The following is a 5,449-nucleotide window of genomic DNA, read 5'->3' as shown; positions in this document are numbered from 1 at the left end:
CCGCGCGCGCCTCCCTTTGGGGCGCCGAGGGCGGTCGCCGCCTTGCGGCTGCCTTGGGCTGCTTTCTTCGCCTTCCTCTGCCGCAGCCTTCCCGCGGCCTTCTTGGCCGCGCGCCCCGCGTCGTACATGCCCGAGGCGCCCTCGAGCTCCTCCGAGTCGTCGAGTTGGGAGACGGCCTCCCGGGCGATCGCCAGCTTCGCCGCCTCGACGCGCGAGCGCATCGCGGCCGCCGCGCGCCGGTCGCCGGCGGGTTGGGACAATTTGTCCCCGAGCCCGCCTTCCGGGGCGTCGGGCCTGGACGGGCGCCCCTTCGCCGTTGCGGCGGGGCCTCCCGCCTCGTCGAGCGGGCCGGCTCCCTCCGAGACGTTTCCCAGGGCGTCGCGCTCGGTCTCCGCGACGTCGCCCGCGGTGAGCACGTCGCGGCGCCGCGCCCCGACCACCTCGAGCATCCCGCCGCCCTCGCTCGGGACGGCCATTCCTATTCCTCCGCCTCTCGCGCCGCCCGGCGCATCTCGCGCTCGGCGACCTCTGCGGGCTTGGTGTTCCACAGGTCGTAGAGCGGGCCTTTCGGGAAGTCGTCGGTGATGGGCACGCGGATCCCGGCGCTGATGAGCAGCCCCTCGCCGGGCTTGACGGCGTCGCCGATGTAGCCGCGCTCCGTGGCGGAGAGCTGGAGCATCTCCGCCCATGCGTCGAGGTCGGCGGTGGACTGCTTGTGCAGCAGGAAGAACTCGGAGTTGAGCACCATGTCGCGGGCCTCGGCGTTGGCCAGCATGTGGCTCGTGTTCTGGCTGATGCCGGTGCAGATGAGGCCGAACTTGCGCCCCTCGCGCCACAGGCGGGCGAAGTACTCGACCACCGTCGGGTGCGCGAAGAGGCTCTGCACCTCGTCGATGTAGAGCCAGGTGTAGTTGGGGCGCGGCGGCGTGACCATCACGCGGTTGCGCACCATCTCGAGCGCCGTGATCATGCCGAACACGCGCATGTTCTGGCCGAGGCCGTGCATGTCGATGTTGGTGATGCGGTTGTCGAGCGCCACGTTGCTCTGGCCGTTGAAGAAGGAGAACGCGCCCTTCACGTAGCGCTCGTAGCGCAGCGCGATGTCGGCGGCCTCGGGCTCGGGCTGAGCGAGCAGCGCCGCGTGGAAGTCGCCGAGCGTGGGCAGGCGGCCGTCCCTCGCGCACTCCCGGTACGCCTCGCCGACGCAGCGGGCGATGATCGAGCGGTCGCGCTCAGGCAGGCCCTCGCGGCCCTCGGCCATGAGCGCGCTCGAGAGCGCGAGCACCGCGTCGGTCTTGTACGCGAGCTTGGCGGCGTCGGCGCGGTCCGCGACGTCGGCGGTGTCGAGGGGGTTGAGCACCGCCGAGCATCCCGGGGCGAGCTCGACGTTCGCGCCGCCGAGCGCGCCGACGAGGTTGCCGTACTCGCCGGCCGGGTCGAAGATCACGACCTCGTCCTCGGGGTGCGCGAGAACGGTGTTGGTTATCTCGCGCTTGACCGAGAAGCTTTTGCCCGAGCCGGGCTTGCCGCACACGAAGCCCATGGGGCTCGCCAGGCGCTTGCGGTCGCACAGCACCAGGTTCCCGCTCTCCTTGGACTGCCCGTAGTAGCCGCCGCCCGCCTCGTCGAGGCTCTGGCTGGCGAAGGGCATCTGCATGGCCACCTGCCCCGTGGTGAGGTAGCGGCTCACGGTGACGTGGTTGTCACCGAGCGGGAGCACCGAGTTGAGAGCCTGGCGCTGCCGGAAGTGGAGCGGCTCGAGGCCGATCGTGCAGCCCTGCGCGACGCTCGTCACCTGCTGGACGCGGCGGTCAAGCTCCTCGAGGCTGTCGGCCCAGGTGTAGACGAGGCCTGTGTAGACGAACAGGCGCTCGGACTTGTTGCGCAGGAAGTCGAGCAGCTCCTCGGCCTCCTCCTTCGAGAAGCGCAGCTCGGGCGGCAGGATCTGGTAGTCGTAGCCCTTCTTCACGGCGCTCATCTGCTCGTCGATGATCTCCTTGTCCATCCAGTCGATCTGGCGCTTCACGAGCGCGAGCGCCTCGCTCTGCGCGATGGGCTGCACGTGCAGCGTCACGTTGAGCGGCAGCGGCAGGTCGATGATGGAGGCGAGGTAGGTCTCCTCGATGACCGACCCGAAGCTGCGCACCGCGAGCACCGCGCCGTAGCGCCCGTCGCTGCGGAAGCAGTCGGACCTGCCCTCGGGCTTGAAGTCGAGCGTGGAGGGCATGACGAAGTCCTTCGTGCGCGCGCCCGACGTCGGGGACAATTTGTCCCAGGAGAACTCGAAGCGCGACCCCGGGCGCAGCTGCCCCTGCAGAAGCTCGAGCCTCTCGGCGCCGTCGAGGGCGCGCGACGAGCAGCGTATGCGCGCGAGCGTCTGCTCCACGTCTCCCCGGATGCGCGCGAGCTTGGGCACCGCGGCGTCGACGTCGTCGGCGCCCACGGCGTAGGTCAGGTAGCGGTGGCGCACGAGGTTCGAGACGCCCTCGCGCATCTTGTCGTTGAGGATCCGGTTGTACTCTTCGGCGAGCCCGGAGGTGGCGCGCTCCCCGGGCTCGAAGAAGACCTTGCGGCCGACCTCGTCGGCGGGGATGGGCGCGTTCACGACCTGGAGCTGCACGTGGGAGTCCGCCGGGAAGTAGTTGAACAGCGAGCTCATCACGGTGAAGGCCGTCTCGCGCGCCTCCTTGCGCGCGGACTGGTAGCTGATGTCGGAGAACTCGACCGTCTGGCTGAACATCCCCGGCATCACCTGGGCGATGCCGTCCCTGTACATGGCGTCGTAGCCGACGTAGGCGGCCATCTCGCTCGAGCGGTCGCGCTCCCGGCGGCGCCTCTGCCGCTCGGCCTCCGCGCCCTTCGAGGCGTCCTTGCGCCCGCCCGTGCCGCCGAGGAGCAGCCCGAGGGTGCTCGGGCGCTTCGGCCTATTCTCCTTGTTGGTTCTTGCTCGGCTCATAGAGCTCGGCTCCTTTCTTCCTTGCCCTGCGCCTCGCGCGACGTCCCGGGCGGCCCGGGCGCGGCGAGCCCTCGGGGAGGCTCCCGGCGAGGCAGGGCTCGTACGCGAGCAGCTGCGGCGAGAGCTCGTGGGCCGCCAAAAGCGGCAGCAGCTCCTCGGCGCGCATGCCGAAGGGCCGCCAGAACCCGGCGAGCCAGAACGGCATGCTGCAGAGCATGATCGGGAAGGCCGCGTCCGCGACGTCGGCGTGCAGGCCCAGGTGGACGAATGCCGCCGCCCCGACGGCGCTGCCGAAGCCGAGCGACACGCATGCGAGCGTGCGCAGGCTCATCTTCCCGACGATCTTCTCCTCGTACTCGCCGATGTCCTTCTGCACCGGTATCCTGAGCGCCATCCGCGACGCCCCCTATGCCGGCAGCCAGGACGTGTCCAGCTGACCGAAGTAGACCGACGCGGCGATGATGATCGCGCCGCCGGCGATGGTGGATATGGCGGTCGCGATCTGCGGGCCGCCCTGCTGCTCCCTGATGGCCAGGCCGAGCGAGACCGCTCCCCACACGACCAGGAAGCCGCCGAGGAAGGTCACGCAGCCCGACACGAGCTTGATGACGTTTGCGAGCATGCTGCTCTCCTTTGCTTTCGGTTGACGATGTTCCTTGCTGTTCCTCCCCCGCGGCGGGGGAGGCCCGCGCCCGCCGCGGCCCCGTCACGAGTTGCCTTCCTTCTGCCTGCGGTACTCCGCGAAGTCGAACGGGCCGCGGCGCGCGGCCTCCTCGAGCAGGCGCGAGCGCGGGTGGCGCTCGAGCCGGTACTTCCGGTCCATGAGCGGCATGCACCCGTTCACGAGCACGAGCGCGTCCTCGCGCGGCATGCGCGCCACCTCGGCGGGCTGTATGAGGTCGCGCTCGGAGATGCCGCGGTTCACGGTCCGGGTCCAGCCGGCGCCCCGCGAGTCGCTCTGCGTCTCGCTCGCCACCGTCTGTTTGCCGGCCATCTTGCTGATCTCCTCGTTGGTCTCGTTCGCCTTTCCGCCCAGGTAGAGCAGCGTGTCGCAGGCGTTCACGATGGTCTCGGCGTTGTTGTCGCCGTAGGTCTCCTTCAGCTGCGAGAGAGACTGGGCGATCATCGAGACGGCGATGTTCCGGCTGCGGGTGACGGCGATGGTCCGCTCGAAGTCGGGTATGCGCCCGATGTTGGCGAACTCGTCGAAGACGAAGTGCACCGTCGTGGGCAGCGAGCCGCCGTGCGCCTCGAGCGCCTCGGCGCAGAGCGCGCTCACGGCTGTGTCCATGAGCAGGGCGAACAGGAAGTCGAAGGTCGAGTCGGTGTCGCTCATGGACGCGAAGAGCGCGACCTTGGCGCCCTCGTCGCCCATGTGGGCGAGGCCGAGCTCGTCTTTGGAGGTGAGGTCGCGCACGGCGCGGATGGACAGCGGCTTCAGGCGGACGTTGCAGCTCGAGAGCATCGACTTCATGGTGTCGCCGGCGGCCACGCGGAACTCGCGGTAGCTCGCGAGCGCGAAGTCGTCGGGGGGCGCGGGCTCGCGGACCTTGACCCACTCCCACGCGCCGTCCTCCTCGGCGAAGCCGCGCAGCGATCCGCCCTCCGCCGAGGCGCCGCCGCGCCTGACGTAGCGCTCGCCGGTCTCCAGCTCGCGGAACACCATGTCGAGCGGGCTCATGTAGCCCGGGTCGTCGCGGGCGTCGGCGAGCGAGAGCAGCGTGAGCAGCCCGTCGAGGTTTCGGTCGGCAGGCTCGCAGTGCATGACGAGGTAGGCCGTGAGCGCGGTGTAGACCAGGCGCTCGGCCTTCTCCCAGTAGGGGTCGCCCTTGTGGTCGGCCTCGCCCTCGGTGTTGGCGACGATGCCGCGGGCGAAGCGGATGACGCCCGCCTCGTCGCGTATGTAGGCTATGGGGTTGAAGCGCATCGAGCGCGTGAAGTCGATGGTGTCGAACGCGCGGATCTCGTAGCCGAGCTCCGCCAGCGCGCCGCCCATCTCGCGGATGAGCGTGCCCTTCGGGTCGGTCACGAAGAAGCTGGCGTTGGCCTGCAGGAGGTTCGGCTTGACGTAGTAGCGCGTCTTGCCGGTGCCGGGTCCTCCAACCACGAGCACGTTGTCGTTGGTGTCGGTGGAGAGGTCGAACCTGCGGCTCACGAGGCGGATGCGCGCGTTGTCGGTGAGGATGATGTTGTTGTCGGGGTCCTTGGCGTCGCCGAAGGGCGCGATGTCTTTAGGCGTGGCCCACCTGGAGCTACCGTGCTCCTCGCCGTCGCGCCGGGCCCCCTTGGTCCCCAGTGAGCGGGCCCAGGCGATGAGCGCGCCGCACGCGCAGGCGGTCCCGGCGCACAGGGGAAGCGCCTCCGCGGAGAAGACGCGCCCCGCGCGGAGCGCTGCCGGGATCGCCGCCATGGCGGCCTCCGGGTCGAGGATCGGGTTCGCGCCCGACGCCGCGATTGCCGCGGCCGCGAAGTCCCCCGCGGCGAACGCCGCCG

4 protein-coding genes and 1 pseudogene are annotated in these 5,449 nt (G+C 70.2%); all 5 read right to left on the bottom strand.

The features are described from left to right. Positions 1 to 476, bottom strand: a pseudogene (locus SFHG_RS10765) (hydrolase Nlp/P60); the annotation flags it as partial. A 2-nt stretch (positions 477 to 478) separates the two neighbouring features. Beyond that, entirely contained in the window at positions 479 to 2,956 is a 2,478-nt protein-coding gene (locus tag SFHG_RS02905) for a VirB4-like conjugal transfer ATPase, CD1110 family (RefSeq protein ID WP_042433167.1), read from the bottom strand. Beyond that, the gene (locus SFHG_RS02900) at positions 2,925 to 3,350 is read right to left on the bottom strand and encodes a PrgI family protein (protein ID WP_042433164.1); all 426 of its coding nucleotides are present in this window, start codon (positions 3,348 to 3,350) and stop codon (positions 2,925 to 2,927) included. The genes SFHG_RS02905 and SFHG_RS02900 overlap by 32 nt, the downstream gene beginning before the upstream one ends. A gap of 12 nt (positions 3,351 to 3,362) precedes the next feature. Next, positions 3,363 to 3,578 (bottom strand): hypothetical protein, encoded by a 216-nt coding sequence (locus SFHG_RS02895; RefSeq protein ID WP_006234636.1) that lies wholly within the window; start codon positions 3,576 to 3,578, stop codon positions 3,363 to 3,365. An 84-nt stretch (positions 3,579 to 3,662) separates the two neighbouring features. Further along, the coding region (locus SFHG_RS02890) for a VirD4-like conjugal transfer protein, CD1115 family (RefSeq protein WP_042433160.1) at positions 3,663 to 5,449 on the bottom strand (1,787 nt) is incomplete at its 5' end.

Origin of the sequence: Senegalimassilia anaerobia JC110, from assembly GCF_000236865.1 — a bacterium.
GTDB lineage: Bacteria > Actinomycetota > Coriobacteriia > Coriobacteriales > Eggerthellaceae > Senegalimassilia > Senegalimassilia anaerobia.
This window is presented reverse-complemented; position numbering and strand designations above follow the sequence as displayed.

Bases quoted from the DNA above. Each gene is read 5' to 3' on its own strand.
- SFHG_RS02905 (WP_042433167.1), bottom strand. From the start codon at position 2,956: ATGAGCCGAGCAAGAACCAACAAGGAGAATAGGCCGAAGCGCCCGAGC.
- SFHG_RS02900 (WP_042433164.1), bottom strand. From the start codon at position 3,350: ATGGCGCTCAGGATACCGGTGCAGAAGGACATCGGCGAGTACGAGGAG.
- SFHG_RS02895 (WP_006234636.1), bottom strand. From the start codon at position 3,578: ATGCTCGCAAACGTCATCAAGCTCGTGTCGGGCTGCGTGACCTTCCTC.